This window comes from Lautropia dentalis (assembly GCF_003892345.1).
In the GTDB taxonomy this organism is placed as follows: domain Bacteria; phylum Pseudomonadota; class Gammaproteobacteria; order Burkholderiales; family Burkholderiaceae_E; genus Lautropia; species Lautropia dentalis.
The window spans coordinates 1,519,951-1,538,119 of the sequence record NZ_RRUE01000002.1; the positions used below are offsets into that span (position 1 = coordinate 1,519,951).

The 18,169-nt window shown below is 67.6% G+C and carries 14 protein-coding genes; 6 read left to right on the forward strand and 8 right to left on the reverse strand.

From position 1 onward, the window contains the following. Positions 1–251: 251 nt before the first annotated feature. Complete coding sequence (locus EHV23_RS14185) at positions 252–1,757, reverse strand: hypothetical protein (RefSeq protein ID WP_125096638.1); 1,506 nt, start codon at positions 1,755–1,757, stop codon at positions 252–254. Between the two features lie 246 nt (positions 1,758–2,003). On the opposite strand from EHV23_RS14185, the gene EHV23_RS14190 reads away from it, so the two are divergent. The 4 genes from EHV23_RS14190 to EHV23_RS14205 all read left to right on the forward strand — a co-directional run bounded on the left by EHV23_RS14190 (position 2,004) and on the right by EHV23_RS14205 (position 3,944). Next, positions 2,004–2,336: an iron uptake protein gene (locus EHV23_RS14190; RefSeq protein ID WP_125096639.1), complete on the forward strand. Its 333-nt coding sequence runs from the start codon at positions 2,004–2,006 to the stop codon at positions 2,334–2,336. Positions 2,337–2,513: 177 nt separating this feature from the next. Further along, positions 2,514–2,948, forward strand: coding sequence for a DUF29 domain-containing protein (locus EHV23_RS14195; protein ID WP_125096640.1), 435 nt, complete (start codon positions 2,514–2,516; stop codon positions 2,946–2,948). A 63-nt stretch (positions 2,949–3,011) separates the two neighbouring features. Further along, entirely contained in the window at positions 3,012–3,446 is a 435-nt protein-coding gene (locus EHV23_RS14200; RefSeq protein WP_125096640.1) for a DUF29 domain-containing protein, read from the forward strand. 63 nt (positions 3,447–3,509) lie between these two features. Further along, a complete protein-coding gene (locus EHV23_RS14205) occupies positions 3,510–3,944 on the forward strand; it encodes a DUF29 domain-containing protein (RefSeq protein ID WP_125096641.1) in 435 nt (144 codons plus the stop codon). 107 nt (positions 3,945–4,051) lie between these two features. Here EHV23_RS14205 and EHV23_RS15655 read toward each other — a convergent pair whose 3' ends face one another. The 7 genes from EHV23_RS15655 to EHV23_RS14240 form a co-directional block, all read right to left on the reverse strand. Beyond that, positions 4,052–6,085, reverse strand: a complete 2,034-nt coding sequence (locus EHV23_RS15655; protein WP_238990472.1) for an apolipoprotein N-acyltransferase — start codon at positions 6,083–6,085, stop codon at positions 4,052–4,054. A gap of 149 nt (positions 6,086–6,234) precedes the next feature. Beyond that, a complete protein-coding gene (gene ybeY / locus EHV23_RS14215) occupies positions 6,235–6,714 on the reverse strand; it encodes an rRNA maturation RNase YbeY (protein ID WP_125096642.1) in 480 nt (159 codons plus the stop codon). A 202-nt stretch (positions 6,715–6,916) separates the two neighbouring features. Continuing rightward, entirely contained in the window at positions 6,917–7,915 is a 999-nt protein-coding gene (locus tag EHV23_RS14220) for a PhoH family protein (protein ID WP_125096643.1), read from the reverse strand. Positions 7,916–8,201: 286 nt separating this feature from the next. Beyond that, on the reverse strand, positions 8,202–11,177 hold the full coding sequence (locus EHV23_RS16435) for a FecR family protein (protein WP_158615995.1): 2,976 nt from the start codon (positions 11,175–11,177) through the stop codon (positions 8,202–8,204). 526 nt (positions 11,178–11,703) lie between these two features. After that, positions 11,704–13,104: a tetratricopeptide repeat protein gene (locus EHV23_RS14230; RefSeq protein WP_125096645.1), complete on the reverse strand. Its 1,401-nt coding sequence runs from the start codon at positions 13,102–13,104 to the stop codon at positions 11,704–11,706. Between the two features lie 185 nt (positions 13,105–13,289). After that, a complete protein-coding gene (gene miaB, locus EHV23_RS14235; RefSeq protein WP_125096646.1) occupies positions 13,290–14,711 on the reverse strand; it encodes a tRNA (N6-isopentenyl adenosine(37)-C2)-methylthiotransferase MiaB in 1,422 nt (473 codons plus the stop codon). A gap of 191 nt (positions 14,712–14,902) precedes the next feature. Further along, positions 14,903–15,382, reverse strand: a complete 480-nt coding sequence (locus EHV23_RS14240; RefSeq protein WP_125096647.1) for a hypothetical protein — start codon at positions 15,380–15,382, stop codon at positions 14,903–14,905. Between the two features lie 487 nt (positions 15,383–15,869). On the opposite strand from EHV23_RS14240, the gene EHV23_RS14245 reads away from it, so the two are divergent. Further along, complete coding sequence (locus tag EHV23_RS14245) at positions 15,870–16,910, forward strand: ABC transporter substrate-binding protein (RefSeq protein ID WP_158615996.1); 1,041 nt, start codon at positions 15,870–15,872, stop codon at positions 16,908–16,910. A gap of 461 nt (positions 16,911–17,371) precedes the next feature. Beyond that, positions 17,372–17,941 carry a cob(I)yrinic acid a,c-diamide adenosyltransferase gene (gene cobO, locus EHV23_RS14250; protein WP_125096649.1) on the forward strand — a complete coding sequence of 190 codons (570 nt, stop codon included), beginning with the start codon at positions 17,372–17,374 and terminating at the stop codon, positions 17,939–17,941. Positions 17,942–18,169: the final 228 nt, after the last annotated feature.

Consider the following 18,169-nt stretch of genomic DNA (forward strand, 5'->3'; position numbering starts at 1 on the left):
GGGTTTTGGCCCATTGGTGTGAACGGTGCTGCTGGCGGTTTTATCCCGGGAAGGAAACGGGTCAGATATGGGGGGCGCGCCAGACCGTCCAGCGTTTGCGTGTGAGCGGTCAGGCTGTCTGAAGCGTGTCATGGGCCTCTTCGTCTGCCCGCAGATGAGCGGTGGCATGCATACGCCGGGATTCTGCGCGTGACCTCCGCCGGTTTGCAGTGGCGACACGATATCAGCGGACGCCCCGACGCGCCAGAACCTCAGAACATTAGCCGCCCAATGTCCGAAGCGGCGTTGAGGCCGCCGCGGTAGTCGCTGCCGCTGCTGGGCAGGGTATAGGTGTAGCGGTCGTCACCCTGGTAGACCAGCTTGTAGTGCTTGCCCCCGTCGGTGATGGTGAATCCCAGTTTTTCCAGACCGCGTCGGGTGCGGGTGTCGAGGGTGGTGGTACCACGCAGCAGGTTCTTGAGGGTGTCGCGGTACTGGCTGGCCAGGCAGCCGGGTGGGCGCGGGTTTGCCTTCAGGATGGAAAGGAGCACGTGCTGGCGGCGGCTTTCGCCGGGCACACCGCGCTGGCTGGCTTCCTGCAGTGCATCGAGCAGGATGCACAGGGTTTCGTTGTCGTAGAAGTCGCGTTCTTCTCCGGATCTGAGCAACGGGGTCATGCCGCCGGGGTGTGCACTGTGGCGTCGCAGTTCCTGTTCGAGGCGGCGGATTTCATGTTCGGCTTCCTGCAGCTGCTGCTCCCGGGCGGCCAGTTCTTCGTCGAAATTGCGGATGTAGTCCTCGACCGAACCGGAACCGGATGACCTGAGCACGGCGATGGCGTTGCGCGAGCTGCTTTCGCGCAGGTGGGTCCAGGTGCAGCGGGGCAGGGGGCGACGGTTGATGTGGGTGCGGCGGATGTCCTCGCGAATCACGTCATGCAGTTCGGCAGCCGTCCGGTAGAGCGAGCCCAGGAAAAAGGCGCGTTTTTCGCCCCCCTCGGGCCAGTGGATGCCGACGGTACCGCCATAGACGTTGACGCCGTCGGTCTGGCGCTGCAGCTGGCGGGAGAAATTGTTGCCGGGTTCGACCAGGACGTGGGCCAGTCCGGCCAGTTCGTTTGCCAGCCGGGCCGGATTGACGGCGTGGCCATGCTGGAAGTTTGCGCTGACGTAGACGACGGGCATGCGGTTGCCGGTGCTGCCGAGCACCGCACTGGCGGCCAGCATCAGGTCATGGCCACTGCTCAGGGCGCGGGGTGAGGCACTGGCGGTGAACGGGCCATCCTGCCCGCCGCCAAGGCGGTCCAGCATGCAGCGGACGATGGCGGGGTGACGGTCGACGGGCAGGCGCTGCATGGGGTCGTCGGCGCTGCTGCGAACCCGCAGGCCCACCCAGGCGCTGGGCAGCCCCTTCCCGCCGACGGCCTGCTGGCTGGACCAGACGGCGGTGGTCGTCCAGAGAATGGGGCCTTGGCGCCGGCTGTAGCTGATGCCGGCCAGCGTTTCATGGGGGCGTGCCGGGTCACTGTGGGGGGTGATGGTGGCCAGTACCTGCAGGGATTCGGTGGCGTCCGGGCTGGTCAACGGGGGAAGCGCGCGTTTGGGTTCCCCGGTGATCAGGGCCTGCAGGTTGCCGGTGACATTCCGGGGCAGGGCATGCAGGGCGTCGGTGGGGAGGCTGGTCTGCTGGTCGGTATCGAGCCAGTGCACGATGGCCTGCAGGAAGTCGTCCGGGCCGGTGGCCGGATCGACCGGAAACTCGGTGGCAAGCGAGTGCATGCAGAACCCCTCGACAGAGACAGGATGCCGTGGCGCGCCGGATTGCCGGTGCGCGTCCGGGCCATGGTTGGTTTTGTCGGGGGAATGTTGCCGGGTTTGGGCTGGCACACTGGGGGTGGGCTGCCGGGCAGTTGTTGCGGGCTGCCGGACGGTGGGGGCCACGGAGGGGACTGCCGGGCGCTGTGTTCCCTTGCTGCAGGAATACCCCTACACTGTCGGCTTCATCCATCAGGCGAGGAGGTCATCATGGTCAGTGCCGGTGAGGATGTCATGCCGCTGCACCGCACCCCCGAACAGCGCAGGGCACGTGCATGGCTGATGGCGTCGAAGGTGGCCGTCAGTGTGGTGGGCGGCTTTGCGTTTGCCTGGGGGGCCTTTCTGCTGGCGCTTGCGCTGGCGGTGCGGGCTGGCTACCCCTATGGGGAGATGCAGGCGCTGTTCGGCGGGCTGACCTTCGTGGTCTATGTGCCCGCGTTCGTCTGGAGCTATGTGTCGGCCAACCAGAAGCTCGTCTGGCTGGTGCTGGCCGGCGGCGGGACGCTGATGCTGCTGCTGGCGTGGTGGTTGCAGCCGGCGTGAGCGGGGCCGTATGAGGGAGTGATGTGGGCGTGTCGATGCGAGCGGATTGGTGTGCGTGTGCCTGGTGCAGGCAGCAGTTCGGGTGCAAATCGACCGGATCTGGTGTGCGTGGATCCGGCATGAAGGATCGGATACGAGGAATCTGGTGAGGGCGGCCGTGAACAGGAGGCCAGGCAGATGACGACGGTGAAATACGACCAGGACATCGTGGCCTGGGCCAATGAGCAGGCGGCGCTGCTGCGGGCAGGGCGCTATGAACTGCTGGACATCGAACACATTGCAGATGAGATCGAGGACGTGGGCAAGAGCGAACAGCGCGAGCTGATCAGCCGGATGGCGGTGCTGCTGGCACATCTGCTGAAATGGCAGCACCAGCCGGAACGGCGGGGGCGCAGCTGGCAGCTGACGATCAGTGCGCAGCGGGGCGATATTGCCGATGCGCTGGAAGAGACACCCAGCCTGCGGGCAAAGCTGGATGAGCCGGCATGGTGGCTGAAGGTGTGGCGCAAGGCGCTGGGCATTGCCGCCGCAGAAACGGGACTGGGGGATTTTCCGGCGGTGTGTCCGTGGACGCTGGCGGAGATCATGACCGAGGGCTGGCTGCCGGCGTGAGTGATGCAGGCAGGTGGGCAGATATGAGGGCGTAGTGAGGGTGGCCGTGAATCGGAGGTCTGGATGACGACGGTGAAATACGACCAGGACATCGTGGCCTGGGCCAATGAGCAGGCGGCGCTGCTGCGGGCAGGGCGCTATGAACTGCTGGACATCGAACACATTGCAGATGAGATCGAGGACGTGGGCAAGAGCGAACAGCGTGAGCTGATCAGCCGGATGGCGGTGCTGCTGGCACATCTGCTGAAATGGCAGCACCAGCCGGAACGGCGGGGGCGCAGCTGGCAGCTGACGATCAGTGCGCAGCGGGGCGATATTGCCGATGCGCTGGAAGAGACACCCAGCCTGCGGGCAAAGCTGGATGAGCCGGCATGGTGGCTGAAGGTGTGGCGCAAGGCGCTGGGCATTGCCGCCGCAGAAACGGGACTGGGGGATTTTCCGGCGGTGTGTCCGTGGACGCTGGCGGAGATCATGACCGAGGGCTGGCTGCCGGCGTGAGTGATGCAGGCAGGTGGGCAGATATGAGGGCGTAGTGAGGGTGGCCGTGAATCGGAGGTCTGGATGACGACGGTGAAATACGACCAGGACATCGTGGCCTGGGCCAATGAGCAGGCGGCGCTGCTGCGGGCAGGGCGCTATGAACTGCTGGACATCGAACACATTGCAGATGAGATCGAGGACGTGGGCAAGAGCGAACAGCGTGAGCTGATCAGCCGGATGGCGGTGCTGCTGGCACATCTGCTGAAATGGCAGTACCAGCCGGAGCGGGCGGGCAGCAGCTGGGCGCAGACCATTCGTCTGCAGCGCAGCCGTATCGAACGGGCCGTGAAGAAAACCCCCAGCCTGAAGGCCGTGCTGGCCGATCCGGACTGGTGGCAGGACGCCTGGGAGGATGCGCTGGTGATCGCGATGCGCGAGGCGGGGCCACGCGAGTATCCCGAGGTGTGTCCGTGGTCCTTTGACCAGATCATGACCGAGGGCTGGCTACCGGCCTGAACGGGGAATATTGCTGGAGGTGTTCAGCCACCCAGGCACCTGCGTACCCGGTAGCCAGCACCCGGGTTTTCAGGCAGAGGTCAGACACCGGGCATTGGGCACAGGCATCAGCGATCCGCGCCTGATGCCGGTGCGGCCCGGAATTTTCGCGCGAGCAGCGTACCGGCGGCCATCAGGGCTGCCGACAGCAGCCACAGCGCCAGATTGCCGCCCAGCCGGGCGTAGGGGGTGAGTCCGGTGTGCCCCTGTACGGTGGCACGCAGTGTGCCTTCCTGGTGCGTGGGCAGCTGTGCCTGTACGTGCCCGTGAGCATCGATGACGGCGGTGGTGCCGGTGTTGGTGGCCCGGATGATCGGGCGGGCGGTTTCCAGGGCCCGCATGCGGGCGATCTGCAGGTGCTGGGGCAGCGCGTGGGAGTTGCCGAACCAGCCCAGATTGGTCAGGTTGGCGAGGATGGTGGCGCCTGTGCCGGAGGCATCACCGGCAGTCGATGCAGCCGCCGTGTCCCGGCCTGTGTGCTCGCGGTCCGGCGTGGTCCGTTCCGGGTGTTCGTGTCCGGGGGCCTGCTGTGCTGAAGGGGATGCGGGGTGCTGGTCCCGCACCTGGTCCAGCAGTTCCTCGCCGAAGATGTCTTCGTAGCAGATGTCGAAGCCGATGCGCTGGTCCTTCAGGTCCAGCAGGGGTTGCTGGGGGGATCCACGCATCTGGTCGCCCAGCGGGACCTGCATGATGGCCATGAACCAGTGGAAACCCTCGGGGATGAATTCACCGAAGGGGACGAGGTGGCGCTTGTCGTAGTGGTAGCGACCGGAACGGTCGATGGAACCGGCGGCCGACGGGCCGAGAATCGACTCACGGGTGAAGACCTCGACGCTGTTGCTGACCTGCCATTGCCAGGCGTCCTGGGCGTGGGTGTCTGCCGCCTTTGCAACGGATGCCTCCATATCTTTCCCGGAGGCGTGTTCCCCGGAAGCCCGTTCTCCTGATATCTGCTCCCCTGATGCAGGTTCCTCTGCCTGTTCCTCCGAAGCACGCTTTCCTGAAGCATGCGCATGGGCATTGGTGGTATTGGTGGTACTGGCGGTATTGGCGGTATTGGCGGTATTGGCGGTATTGGCGGTATTGGCGGTATTGGCGGTATTGGCGGTATTGGCGGCATTCTGCGCCGTGCCGGGTTTGTGTGTGCCGGGCACGCGTACCAGGCCGAAGCGTGGCAGGCCCAGCGCCACGGTGCTGTCGGTGTCGAAGATGAACTGGTAGAGCCGTTGCTTGAGGCTGGATTCGGTGTTGTCCCAGCGGGTGGTCCAGGCCGTTTCGGGCAGCAGGATGAGGTCGGCCGGGGCGTTTTCGATCATCTGCAGGTACTGGTGTCGGGCCAGTGCCGCTGTTTCTGGATCGAATTTCATGGCCTGCGGTACGTTGCCCTGCAGCAGGCTGACGCTCAGCGGCTTCCCGGCGGGAATGCTCCATGCGTGTTTCCCCAGTACGGTGCCCAGACCCAGCAGGGCAACGGAGACGAGGCATGGCACCATCAGGGGCAGGATGGGGGGCGTTGGTGCTGGCGTGTGCCGTGTCAGCACGTGCTGCAGGGGCACGGCAGCACTGGCTGCGATGAAGCTGGTGACCAGTGTCACGAGGTAGACGCCGCCCACCGGCGCAAAACCGGCGAGGGGGCTGTCGATCTGTGCGTAGCCAATACCGAGCCATGGAAATCCGGTCAGCACCCAACCGCGGGCCAGCTCCGCCAGGGTGAGGGCACCGGAAAAAGTGAGGACGAAGGGCCAGGGGGCCAGGTGGTTGCGTCTGCAAAACAGTGCGCCCAGCGCCGGGTACAGGCCCAGATAGGAGGAAAACAGCACGACGGCCACCGCGGCCAGCGGTGCGGGAACGCCGCCGTAGTCGTGCATGCTGATGTAGACCCAGCCCACGCCCGCGCTGAACCAGCCGATGCCGAACAGCAGCCCCGTCAGAAACCCCCCGCCCCGCAGGACCAGCAGGGCAAAGCCAGTGAGTACGGCCAGCTGCAGCCAGCCATTGCCCCAGGGGGCGAAGGTAAAGGCGTGGGCCACGCCCAGCAGCAGGGCCAGCAGGCCCTGTATGAGCGGTCTGCGGGAGGAGAAAGGGGTAAAAGCAGTGGGCATCGGCGTAACCGGTCGGGGCAACCTGAAAGCCGGCATTATTCCAGAGGTTGACCATCACGCAGGCCGTGCCTGCAGCCGCTCGGGCGGCTGGTAAAACTGGTCAAATGCGGGGGGCGTGCCCGCCGATGGCAGGGGGTTGCCGGCCGATCCTATTCTTCGGGTAGCTGGTACGGGTCGCGGATGCGAAAGCGTTTGAGCAGGGCGACTTCGGCAGCCTCCATGTCGGCTGCTTCTTCGTCCGTGAGGTGGTCCATGCCGTGGGCGTGCAGTACGCCATGGATGACCAGGTGCGCGAGATGGTTGCGCAGCGGCTTGTGCTGTTCGGCCGCTTCCCGTTCCAGCACGGGCAGGCAGATGACGATGTCGGCCTGCACGATGGGCTCGTGGGCGTAGTCGAAGGTCAGGACGTTGGTGGGGCTGTTCTTGCCGCGGTACTGGTGATTCAGTACCTGACTTTCCTCCAGGCCGACGAAGCGCAAGACGATTTCGGCATCGGCGCGCAGGGCGGCCTGCACCCAGCGGCGCAGCTGGGGGCGTGCCACGGGCAGGGCGTCGATGCCGAGGGTGTCTTCATCGATCTGGACCTGCAGGGACAGGTGGTGAGCGGGGTGCGAAATGTGGTTTTTCATGTGGGGGCAGCACGGGGACGAAAGAGCCCTGGGGAGTTTCTGCAAAAGTCCTGCGGCACTTTGGCCTTCATGCCCGGGCGATCCAGCGTGTTGTCATTTGCTGCCAATGGCCCTGCTGCTGTCGGGAAATGGTGTCTTCTGACTCATTCTGGTCCCGGGTCCAGCGCGCTCGCAGACTTTTGCAGAAGCTCCCCGGAATTCCCTAGTGCTCCGGTACGGGGCGCTTGCGGTTCTCGACGTGTTTCTCGTAGGCCTCGACGATGCGGGCCACCAGCGGGTGGCGGATCACGTCGCCGGATTCGAAACGGTTGAAGGCGATGCCCTTGACGTTCTTCAGCACGCGCTGGGCCTGCACGAGACCGCTCTTTTTGGGCGCAGGCAGGTCGATCTGGGTGATGTCGCCGGTGATGACGGCCTTCGAGCCGAAGCCGATGCGGGTGAGGAACATCTTCATCTGCTCGGGCGTGGTGTTCTGGGCCTCGTCCAGAATGATGAAGGCGTTGGACAGCGTGCGGCCGCGCATGTAGGCCAGCGGAGCGATTTCGATCTGCTGGCGTTCGATGAGTTTGGCCACGCGTTCGTGGCCCATCAGCTCGTTGAGGGCGTCGAAGAGCGGGCGCAGGTAGGGATCGATCTTCTGGGTGAGATCGCCGGGCAGGAAGCCCAGGCGCTCGCCGGCCTCGACGGCGGGACGGGTGAGAATGATGCGTTCGACCTGGTCGCGGTCCAGCGCGTCGATGGCGCAGGCCACGGCAAGGAAGGTCTTGCCGGTGCCGGCCGGGCCGATGCCGAAGGACAGGTCGTGCGCCAGGATGTTCTTCAGGTACTTGCGCTGGTTGGGGGTACGCCCCTGCACCTCGCCGCGGCGGGTGCGGAAGGTGGGGTTGTCGGGCGACTGCGGGGGTAGCGCTTCGGTGACCGGCAGGTCGGCCGGGCTGCTGTGACGGGATTCGATGATGGCCAGTTGAAGCTCCTCGTTGCTGAGGGGGTGACGGCGGGCGTGGTAGAGCCTGTCCAGCAGGCGGGCGGTGCGGGCCGGGGCGGTTTCATCGCCTTCGATGGTGAAGGTGCTGCCGCGCCGGGTGATGCGCACGTCCAGCGCGCTTTCGATGGTGCGCAGGTTGGCGTCGAGCGCGCCGCACAGGCTGGCCAGCCGGGCGTTGTCGGGTTCGTCGATGGAGAATTGGGCCTGGACGGGCATGGAGGGTGCTTTAGGGGGGGGCAGTGCTGACCGGGAGGAGAAACCTTTGTCCAATTGTAGCGGGCAGCCGTGCCGTGCAGGCGGGCGCGCTACCCATGTTGTCTGGCATGAGGTGGGGCGGCTCCTCTGGCAAGGCGGCTGCCTTGCCTGCGTGGTGCCCTGTCGGCACACGGCTGAGGTCAGCACGTGGACGAATGAGTCCATGACGCGTTCTGCACACGACCGGGGCTCGCGCGGGGACGAACAGGCTCGCGACACGCACCCGTTCATGGTGCGGACGGGGCAATCAGGGTGTTTCCCGCTTCATCACCGCCACGCCGTGGATGGTGTCGGTTTCGCCGCTGTGCTTCGGGTTGGTGACGGTGTAGCCAAAGCCCATCTGGGTGGCGTTGTCCCCGAAGAAGCCACCGTTGATGGCCGCCCGGCAGTCGCCGGTGCCGCATTGCATGGCGTCGCTGCTGCCCTGCGAACGGACGCGCAGATCCCCGGTGAAGGTGTTGGGGCTCTGCATGCGCAGGTTGGTGGTGCCGATCTGGCTCAGGCGCCCCTGGGCATCGAAGCGGGCGCCGTCGGTGGTCATGCGGTAGTGCTGGTCGCTGCCGAACTTCAGTTCGCCGTCCAGCGCGATCTGGGTGCCGGTGCCGGGGGCGAACTGCACGAGGCCCTGGCCGGTGAAGGTGCCGGGCTGCACGCCGCCCTTGCTGAAGGTGGGGGCGGTGGCGCCGGACAGGGTGTAGCGGGCCGTGCCGGTGGTGGGCATGGTGACGGTGGGGACACCGGCCAGATAGTGGATGCCGCGGGTCTGCTGCAGCTGGTTGTCCAGATCCATCAGCAGCAGGGTCAGACGTACGCTGCCCTGGCTGAAGCGCCCCCAGGTGACGGCGCCTTCATGGCCGGCCTCGGTGGTGTCGGCCATGTCGAAGTTCATGCAGTTGCCGAGGATGCCGCAGGGGCCGATTCGCTGTGGACGCAAGTCACTGCCCAGCCGGATGGCGGGGGCGGTGTCGCCCACGGTGTAGTTGAAGGGCCAGGGGGCGTTGGCGGTGATCAGGCGCAGGCTGCCGGCCGCGTGGCTGCCGGTGCCGAGGGTGGATGGCAGGGCAGGTGGCGCGGGCGGGGGCACCGGGACGGGAACAGGGGCCGGGATGGGAGTCGGGACAGGTGCCGGCTCTGGCAGGGGGGCGGGCGCCGGGGCCGGCTGGGGTGTTGGTGCCGGTGCGGGCTGTGGTGCCGGTGAGGGCGCAGGAGCGGGTTGCGGTGCCGGCACGGGGGTAGGCACCGGACCGGGCGACGGTTCGGGCGTGGGAACCGGTTCCGGCGAAGGCGCCGGCACTGGCGAGGGGGTTGGCGCAGGGGCGGGATCCGGTGCCGGTTGCGGGCCGGGGGCTGGTTGTGGACCGGGCACGGGGGTGGGGGCCGGCGCAGGCGGTGTGACCGGGTCGGTGGGGGCCGGTGCGGGCGATGGCGGGATGACCGGATCGGCCGGAGATGGAGCGGGTTCCGGAGACGGCACGGGTGCAGGGCCGGGCGCCGGCACGGGGGCAGGCTCCGGAGCAGGTTCGGGGGCCGGGGGGCGCGGGCGTGCCGGTTCCGGGTTGTCGGGCAGATCGGGTTCGACGGGAACGACCGGCAGGGGCGATGGAACCGGTGACGGAGCGGGCACAGGTTCCGGCGCCGGGACCGGGCCGGGGGCTGGTTGAGGGATTGGCTCGGGTCCGGGAATGGGGGCAGGCTGGGGCACAGGCCCTGGGGCCGGCACGGGCGAGGGAGCGGGTGTCGGGGCGGGCGCAGGTGTCGGTGTGGGTACCGGGACGGGCGTGGGAGCAGGCGCAGGCGTGGGCTCTGGTGTCGGAGCTGGGGCCGGGTTGGGCGTGGGGGCCGGAGCCGGCGTGGGCGTCGTGCCGGGAGAGGGCACGGGAGCCGGAGCGGGCTGCGGTGCCGGCGCGGGTTCGGGCTTTGGTGTGGGCCGTGGTGCCGGCTGTGGCGCCGGCGTGGGACGCACGGGTGTGACGGGCGCCGTGGCAGGCGGCTGGGCGTCCGGACGTCTGGATGGCTGGGGGATGGAAATCTGTGGCAGCCCCAGATTGCCGGCAGGCAGGACGCTCTTCGGGCTGGACACTGCCGTCTGGAACGTGTTGCCTGCCGCTTGGGATGCACCGGATGAGGCGCTGTTGCTGGACAGGCTGTCACCGGACGAGCCGTCGCTGGACGTGGTTCCGGTTGACGTGGTGTCGCTGGACGTGGTGCCGGTAGACGAGCCGTCGTCAGACGCAGTGGACCCGGCCTGTGTGGAATCGCCGGTGGTCTGCGCGCTTTCGTCTGCTTTCTGCTCGGCATCGCGCTCCTGCTGGGTGGGCGGGGCGCTGATGACGGGTTTGCGTGTGGTGGGCTGGGGGCGGCTGGTGGCCGAGGCAACCCAGGTGGCGCGGCCGGCGCCGATATCGATGGCGCCGGCGCCATTGAAGACGCGTACGCGACCGTGACTGACGGCCACGTTCAGGCCGTCCTGCTGGCCCGGCTGGCAGTGTGGGCTGCAGTGGGTTTCCTGTACGAGAAACTCGGTACCCCGGATGCCGATGGTGGCGGTGGGCGTGTCGAGCCGGAAGTCGTCGGGGTTCTTCTTGCCGATGGCGCCGGAGATGGCCCGCAGGGTGCCTTCGAGCAGGCTGTAGAAGCTGCGCTGGCGGTCTTCTCCATAGGCGTACTGGTCGATGCGGAACTGTGACCGGGGCTGCAGCGAGACCAGCGCACCGTCACGGAAGCGGATCTGCGCCCGGCCGTGGGCGCCGGTGATGATCATCTGGCCGGCATGAAGCCAGTCGCCGGCCTGGGCGGTTCTGATGGACTGTCCGGTGGTCGGTGTGGAGGATGGGGAATCCCTGGTGGACGATGTGGCAGATGGGGATACCCCGGTGGATGCGGCGCCGGTATGGGCGACGCCGGAGGCTGCCGATGCCTGCCCGGACGCCGGTGGGACGCTCTGGATATCGACGATGCGCACGTCGCCGCTGGCCATGATGAGACGGCCGGCGGCGAGGGGCGCAGCGGCGGGGGCCGGCGGGGGCAGGTTGCCCGGCTGGCCGAGTGCAAGGGCATGACCCGGCGGCATGGCCAGGGCGAGGATCGGCAGGCCGATCTGCAGCAGGCGGCGGGGGTGCCAGGCGGGACTCCAGACGGAAGCTCTGGTGCCAGACCAGGCGGAGGTTCTGGCCGGGGTCCAGACGGAGGTCGCGGGCGGCAGGGGGGCAAACCGTGCGGACACGGTGCAGCCGCAGCGCGTGCTGCAGCAGGAGGGATCAGGTCCCTGGCTGTCCGGATTGCGGGGTTGCGCCACGACGGGTCCACCACATGGTGCGAAAGAGAGAGGAGGAGGATCTGCGCGGGCGTTGCGGTGCAAGGCACGAGGGATGGTGCACATACGCGCATGGCCAGGCCGCAGTTGAAGCGAGATCCTCCCTGGCGCGCATTGTGGTGGGGCAGCCTGTCGCCGGGCAGGGGGATGGGGGCCGGTTGTCGACCGTCAGGGGGCGCCGGTCGGGGGCGGGGGATGAATGCGGCCGGGCGGCTGGATGGATGGTGGTCTTGCTGTCTGTTCGGCGGGTGTGTTTGTCGCGCAGGAGCGACAGGTGGTCGTGCGCCGTGAACTCCCCTTTGCAAGGCAGCAGGGGTGCAGAATCCTCGATGGTTTCAAGGCGCTGCCAACACGGTCATGCCGCGCCCAAGGGTAGGGCCTTCGGGCAGGTTCCGGTCGTGTGTCGCCAGTATGCCCTGCCGGGTGGGGCCGTGTTCTACCAGCGGTACTGCACATCCACCAGCAGCTGCGTGCGCCGGAAGTCGTTGGGGGCCAGGGTGGCGTGGTTGCGGGTGTGGAGCAGCTGGGGGCTGAGGGTGAGCTGCGGGCTGAGCGCATGATCGGCGCCCAGGCGCAGGTCCAGCTGGCGGTCGTGACGGGTGCGGCCGAAGAGGGGGTCGGGCCCCCGGTGGCGACGTTCTTCCCACTGCAGGCCCAGATTGGCGCGCCAGCGTGCGCCCAGCTCACGCTGCAGGCCCAGCCGCAGGCCGGCTATCCGGAAGTCGAGCACGGGCAGGGTGTGACGGGGCTGTTCGCGACCGGCATAGGGGTTGGCGATCAGCACCGGGTTGCCACGCGCCCGGAAGGCATGGGCCCAGGTGGCACCCAGTAGGGTACGGCGGGCGTTGCGCAGGGGCTGGTCGTCGAAGTCCAGCCGGAAGACCTGGGCGTACAGGCCCAGCTGGTTCCGGGGGTCGGGATCGAACTGCCACTGGCCGAGCAGGCCGGTGGCGCGGCGGAAGCGGCGGTCCTGCAGCCACATCTGCTGCAGATTGAGGGCGGCCGAGAAACGGTGGGCACCCCGTGTGAGTGCCAGGCCGCTGCCCACGCCGAGGGTGCCGGTGTCCTGCCGGTGCTGGCGGGGGTTGAGGCGCTGGCTGGCGTTGACGGTGTTTGTCCAGCCGAGGGTGCCGGACAGTGGCAGGGTGTGCTGGAACTGCAGGCCCAGTTCGGCAAAGGGGCTGCCGTGCGGGCGGTTCTCGTCGAGCGGGGTGAGCACCTGACCATCGTCGATGATCCAGCGGTTGCGGGTGCTGCCGGCGTTGACGTTGCTGTCGTGGCCCGTGGTGAGGTTGAGCGCCAGCTGCCAGCGGCGCGGGCTGGCACTGTTCTGGCGGGCGATGATGTCCAGATAGCGCTGCACGCTCTCGCGGGCTTCCAGCGGCAGCTGCGGCTGCCGGACCAGCTGCTGCAGCACCTGCCGGGCGCTGTCGTGTTCGCCCAGAGCCAGATAGGCGCGGGTCAGTTCGGTACGTGCGGCGGTGTCGTCGGGATGGGCATCCAGCACCCGTTCCAGTGCCATGACGGCTTCACCGGGGCGCTGGCTGTCCAGGGCAGCCACACCCAGCAGGTAGTCGAAGTCGCGGCTGCCGGCGTAGGTCCAGGTGTGGGGCTCCAGCAGCCGCCACGCCGCCTCGGGCTGGCGGGGCAGCAGGGCACGCGCCCGGTCGAGCAGGGCCGGCAGGGCGGAGAAACTGCCGGCCAGCGGTGCTGCACCGGTGGCCGTGTCAGACGGCAGGGCACTACCCTTGCCTGGGACTGTGGGAGAGACGCCGGTTGTGGCTGCGTTGATGATCGTCCGGGGGCGGGAGACGATCGCCGTGCCAGCGGTCGGCATGTCCCATCCTGCTGGCACGGCCGTTCCTGCACGGACGTTTTTGCTGGCGGAAACGGCCTGTCGTGTAGTGGCCGTTCCGCTGGTCGTGGTGGTGAACGTCCCGCTGGCCGCCGCGGGAAGGGAGAGCGTGATACATGCCAGGGCAACGGCCAGCGGGACAGGGCGCATGAGAGCTTCGAAGCGGGTTACGCGGCACGGGGCCGGGAGATTTCCCGGGCGTGGATCTCACCCCGGGCCCGGCGCTCGGCTGCGACCCGTACCAGTGTGCGCTCGACCTGTTCGGCCACCGGCTCGCCACGCAGGGTGTGGGTGTATGCCGAGACGATGTCCACGTCGATCATCTGGCCGATGAGGTCCGGATCGCCGGGGAAGTTGACGGTACGGTTGTTCGGGCAGCGGCCGGTGAGTTCGTGCGCATCCTTTTTGGAGCGCCCTTCGACCAGCACGCGCTGGCGGCTGCCGACCATGCGTCCGGCGATGTCCATCGAACTCTGCTGGACCACGGCCTGCAGGCGCTGCAGGCGTTCGACCTTTTCTTCGGCTGGGGTGTCGTCGTGCAGGCTGGCCGCGGGGGTGCCGGGGCGCGGGCTGTAGATGAACGAGTAGGCGTCGTCGAAGGCCAGATCCTGTGCGAGCTTGAGGGTTTTCTGGAAGTCGGCCTCGGTCTCGCCGGGAAAGCCGACGATGAAGTCGGTGGTCAGGCCAATGCCGGGGCTGGCGGCCCGCAGCCGGCGGATGATGGAGCGGTATTCCAGCGAGGTGTAGCCACGCTTCATGGCCGCGAGGATGCGGTCGGAGCCGGACTGCACGGGCAGGTGCACCAGCGGTGCCAGCTTGGGCAGGCGGCCATGGGCCTCGATGAGCCGCTCGGTGAACTCACGCGGGTGGGAGGTGGTGTAGCGGATGCGCTCGATGCCGTCGATGTCGTGGATGTAGTCGAGCAGCGTGGTGAAGTCGGCCGGGGCGTCGAAGCCTTCGACCTGACCCAGGTAGGCGTTGACGTTCTGGCCCAGCAGGGTCACTTCCTTCACGCCCTGGTCGGCCAGCGTCATCACGTCGGTGAGCACGGCCTCGAAGGGGCGGGAGATCTCCTCGCCACGGGTGTAGGGCACCACGCAGAAGCTGCAGTATTTGCTGCAGCCTTCCATGATGGAGACGAAGGCGCTGCCCCCCTCCTTGCGCTGCGGCGGCAGGGCGTCGAACTTCTCGATTTCGGGGAAGCGGATGTCGACCTGCGACTGGCCGGAGCGGCGTTTGGCGCGGATGAGTTCGGGCAGGCGGTGCAGCGTCTGCGGTCCGAACACCACGTCCACGTAGGGTGCGCGCTGCACGATGGCCTCGCCCTCCTGGCTGGCCACGCAGCCGCCCACGCCGATGATCAGGTCCGGGCGCGCAGCCTTCATGGCCCTGAAGCGGCCCAGGTCGGAGAAGACCTTTTCCTGTGCCTTCTCGCGGATGGAGCAGGTGTTGAACAGGACGATGTCGGCGTCTTCGGGGTTGTCGGTCAGCTCGGTGTGCTCGGCCTCGGCCAGGAGGTCGGCCATCCGTTCGCTGTCATACGAATTCATCTGGCACCCGAAGGTGCGCAGGTACAGTTTGCGGGTCATGCGATATATCGTTAGGTATGTCCAGACAGGACGCATGGTCGCAGTACGAGGCAGACGGGGTGCTGATCCCGGTCAAATCCGGTCCAGAAGAGGGTAGCCATGGCATCACCAGTACAGCATCGCAGGCGCTGCTGATCCCGGGAAGCCACCCCGGAAGACGGGGGTGGGGCAACGCCGCGGGGCCGTGCCGTTCAGCGGTTGCGCCGGCGCAGGGCGCGGTATTCTTCTTCGCTCAGGATCCAGACGGTGGTGATTTCACCGGTGGGGCCGGCCAGATAGCCCACCACGAAGCTCTTGCCGTGCACGGACACGGGCGGCACGATCAGGTTGTCCTGGTTGTAGATGCGGGCACCGGCACCCAGCCGGACGGCCTTGCGGCCCAGCGTGGCGTCGGGGAACTGGCCGAAGCGGATGCGGCCCAGTTGCGTGGCGTCGGGAAAGTGGCGGTTCTGTGCGGCCGTCACGGCCGGCGACAGGAAGTCCAGCGCCACGGCGGTGACCGCGGCCACACACGACGGGGCGACCAGCCAGGCGCTCGCGGCGCGCAGCAGGCTGCGGCGTTCCGCCAGGTGACTGGGGGTGGCCAGTTTCTCGTTGCGCAGCGCGTCCTGGCGGGCCTGGGCCTGGGGCCGGTAGGCGGGCTGGCGATGCTTGAAGAGTCGGCTGATCATGACTGAAACAGTAAGGATGGGCCGGCTGCCGCATGGGATGCAGGGATGCGGGGCCACGCGGCCAGAGCCCGTCTCTGCAGGGACGGGTTCTGCGGAAATGGAAATGTTGTGTTCCGATATGGAACAATAGGTTACGAATTGTCGATTGTAACCGGGAATGTGCGCAATGTCGCGCCGACCGGTGACGCAAAGTGTTGTGTTTGTGATGATGAACAGGTTGAGAGGTGGGGCCGGGCGGCTGTTTTTGCGGGTGCTGGCCGGGGTATTGCTGGGGGCAGGGGCTGTTTCTGCGGCGGTTCCGGGGGCTGGGGGCGGGCCGACGACTGGCAGTCCCGTACCGACGGCCGGTCAGGTGCCTGCTGCGCAGGACAGCGTGCGAACGGAAGGCCGGGGGCATTCGGATACCCGGATGGATATGGGGCTCCGGATACATGCAGACGGCCGGATGCCTGCGGATGCCCGGAGGCGCGCGGATAGTCAGGATCGTATGGATGGCCAGGCGCGCCTGGATGATCGCGCACAGGCGGGTGACCGTGCGCTGAAGGACGATCGGGGGATGACCGTGACCCTGCCGGCGCGGGTGCGGCGGGTGGTGTCGCTTTCGCCGGCGCTGACCGAGTCGGTCTGTGTGCTGCAGGCCTGCGACCGGCTGATGGGGGTGGACCGCTTTTCCAACTGGCCGGCGCAGGTGGCGACGCTGCCGAAGCTGGGCAGTCTGGGCAGCTTCAATGTGGAGAGCGTGGCGGCGCTGCAGCCGGATGTGGTGCTGATGGCCAGTGGCGGTGTGGTGGCCGACCGTTTGCAGAAACTGGGTGTGGCGGTGCTGGTTCTGTCACCGCGCCGGCAGGCGGATGTGGCGCCGCTGCTGCAGCGCCTGGCCCGTGTGCTGGACCTGCCGCAGGCGCGTGCCGATGCGGTGTGGGCCGGCATCCGCACACAGCTGGATGCGGTGGCGGCGTCCATGCCGCCTGCCGCGCGTGGCTGGCGGGTGTGGCTGGAGGTGGATCCGGCCCCGTGGGTAGCCACGCCTTCGTCACTGCTGGGCGAGACGCTGGCCGGACTGGGGCTGGCCAATGTGATCTCCGGTGACGAGGATATGACAGCGGGTGAGCAGCCGGGCAAGGATGCCCGCCGGGATGGACATGCGGATGGACGTGCGGACATGGATGCTCGCCAGAATGGGCATGCGGAAGGGGGGACGGATGCCGGTACGCCGGACGGGGAAGGGCATGCCGGTGCGTCAGGGGGGAGCCCTGGATCACACACCATGCCCGCGTATCTGCAGGTCAGCCGCGAATGGGCGCTGCAGGTGCAGCCCGATGTGCTGATGATCAGCGATCCGCAGCAGCAGGGGCTGGCGGCAGTGCGGGCGCGTCCGGGCTGGCAGCGGCTGAAGGCGCTGCAGCAGGGGCGGGTGTGCCTGTTCGGCGGAGACGCACTGGATGTGCTGGTACGCCCCGGCCCCCGGCTGGCCGAGGGGGCACAGCAGATGCGGGACTGCGTGGTCCGGCTGCTGAAGCGGCGCTGACCGTTCCATGGCAGGGGGCGGTCTAGCCTGCGTACGGCACCCTGCCGGTGCCCGGCCGGCAGCAGCGCGGGGATCGGCCCATCATGACAGGCTCTGGCTCAGGTTCAGGCTCAGGTTCAGGCCGGTCTGTGGTGCACGGTCCTAGCAGGTGGTGGCCAGCCTGTGGCGCGCTTTCCCTGCAGGTGGGACATGTTCCCGCAGCAAATCTGCCTGTGGTGCGGATGCGGCGGTGGGCATTTGCTGGAACAATAGCGCGCGTCGTGGACCTGTTCCAGAAGTGTGTTCTGGACCCGTTCGTCCCCACGCTGGCCCCGAAGTTGCGCACGGCTGACCCCGAAGCCGCACACGGCCGGCGTTGCCCTGCCTGACAAGGGCGGACAGCCTTGCCGGACAGGGATGAACAGGCCCATGACACCTCTGAACAGCCATTTCGGGAAACAGCTTCCGGGAGAACGACGACCATGGAAATCGAACAGCCCCCTCGCGAGAAACCTTACGAAAAGCGGCAGGGCGAGCGGCGCGGCCTGATCATCGTCAACACCGGTGACGGCAAGGGCAAGAGCACGGCCGCCTTCGGGCTGGCGCTGCGGGCGCACGGGCGTGGCAAGAAGGTGCACATCTACCAGTTTCTGAAGGTGGCCTCGGCACGTTTTGGCGAGCACCGCACCTTCGAACAGCTGGGGGTGCCCATCGAGGGTCTGGGTGACGGTTTCAGCTGGAAGAGCCAGGATCTGGAAAAATCCGCTGCCCTGGCACGAGAAGGCTGGGAGCGTGCCCGAAAGACCATCATGGATGGCGAGCATTTTCTGGTGGTGCTGGATGAGATCACCTATCCGCTCATCTACGGCTGGATGCCGCTGGAACCGGTGCTGGAAACGCTCCGGAATCGTCCGCCGCATGTGCACGTGGTGCTGACCGGGCGGCGCTGCCCGCCGGAAATCATCGAACTGGCCGACACCGTCACCGAAATGACCAAGATAAAACACGCCTTCGAGGCCGGGGTGCCGGCACAGCGCGGCATCGAGGACTGAACGGCGTGGGTGAACGGTCACGGGTGGCTGGTACGGGCGTACAGGCTGATGCTGGTGCGGATGCCGGCGTTGGCGCACAGGATGGCCCCAATGCGGATGCAGGCACTGGTGTACAGGCAAATCAGCACGGTCCCCGGCGCCGTGACGACCTTGTCCGCGCAGGCGTTCAGACCGGCACGGGTGCAGAGGCCGGGGTGCCGCCAGCCGGCAGCACGGCGGACACCGCTG